This window comes from Cellulosimicrobium arenosum, assembly GCF_014837295.1.
Lineage (GTDB): Bacteria > Actinomycetota > Actinomycetes > Actinomycetales > Cellulomonadaceae > Cellulosimicrobium > Cellulosimicrobium arenosum.
The window spans coordinates 1-1,469 of sequence record NZ_JACYHB010000025.1; the positions used below are offsets into that span (position 1 = coordinate 1).

1 protein-coding gene is annotated in these 1,469 nt (G+C 68.5%); it reads right to left on the reverse strand.

The genetic code is table 11. The features are described 5' to 3' along the window. Positions 1–32: 32 nt before the first annotated feature. Positions 33–1,211 (reverse strand): IS30 family transposase, encoded by a 1,179-nt coding sequence (locus IF651_RS17255; protein WP_191830364.1) that lies wholly within the window; start codon positions 1,209–1,211, stop codon positions 33–35. Between the last annotated feature and the right edge of the window lie 258 nt (positions 1,212–1,469).

Below are 1,469 nucleotides of genomic sequence, written 5' to 3' on the forward strand. Positions count from 1 at the left end.
GGATTCTCGGGGTCCTCGCAACACCTGATGGCCTAGACGGTCGTCAGTAGATCACGCAGACGCTCGGCTGGAGTCTTCCAGCCGAGCGTTTTGCGTGGTCGTCCGTTGAGTTGCTGGGCGACGTGCTCGAGGTCAGCAGCGGAGTGGATGGACAAGTCGGTGCCCTTGGGGAAGTACTGGCGCAGCAGCCCGTTGGTGTTCTCGTTCGAGCCGCGCTGCCAGGGTGAGTGCGGGTCACAGAAGTAGACCGGCACGTTCGTCGCGATCGTGAACTGCTTGTGCGTGGCCATCTCGCAGCCCTGGTCCCAGGTGAGCGATCCGCGCAGGTGTGTCGGCAAGGCCCCGATCAGCGGGACCAGGACGTCGCGGACCTCCTCGGCGGTGTGCCCGCCAGGCAGGTGACCCAGCAGGACGTAGCGGGTGGAGCGCTCGACCAGCGTCATGATCGCGGACTGCGATCCCGTGCCGACGATCAGGTCGCCTTCCCAGTGCCCGGGCACCGCCCGGTCTTCGACCTCGGCCGGGCGTTCGGAGATCATCACCATCTCGTCCACGAACCGGGGTGTGCGCTGGTCGGGTCTGCGGTGGGGCTTGCGGCGAGTGCGTCCGGTGCGCAACGCGTCGGCGATCTCGCGTCGCAACCCACCCCGGGCCTGGACGTAGATCGCCTGATAGATCGTCTCCGTACTCACCCGCATGCTCTCGTCGTCGGGGAACTCGCTGATCAGAGCGTGACAGATCTGCTCAGGTGACCACCGTTCGGCCAGCCGGCCAGCGACGTAGTCACGCAACCGGCCGTGCTGAGCAAGCTTCGAGGCCTTCGGGCGTGACCGGCTGCCCGCCCACGCTCGCTGCGCTGCGTGTGGTCGGTAGACGCCGCCCGCCGACCGGGCGTCGAGTTCACGCTTGATCGTCGAGGCCGCCCTGCCCAGCGCCCGACCAATCGCACGCAGCGACTGCCCGCCGCGGTGCAGGTCCGCGATCGTCTCTCGCTCCGTGAGCGTGAGGAAGCGCGCATGCATTTCGGCCTCGACCGCTGCGAGCGACGGAGTCGACGACGTGGCGACAGTGGTGGTCATACCCGTCTTGTAGTTGATCCGACGCCCATCGGCATGGATCCGCACCGGGCCTTGCTTGCGCCATCCCCGATCCCAGTCCTGCGCGGTGCGTTCGTGCACGCCCACCTGCGCGGCCGCCGTGCGCCGCGGCACGCCTGCCGCGCGCAGACGTTCGTACTCGCCACGGCCCGGATGGCCGCTCGTGCCCGGCTTGCCGCGCCCGTGGATACCTGCCCTGCGCGCCCATCCGAACGCCGTGTTCCGACTCACCCCGACCGCGCGGGCGGCAGCCGAGACACTCCCGTCCTCACGATCGAGGGCCGCGAAGAACCGCGCCCGCATCTCCTCAGAAACCACGATCCCCGCAACTCCCCGAAATCCAGGGTGTTGCGGGGATCGCTAGAACCCGCC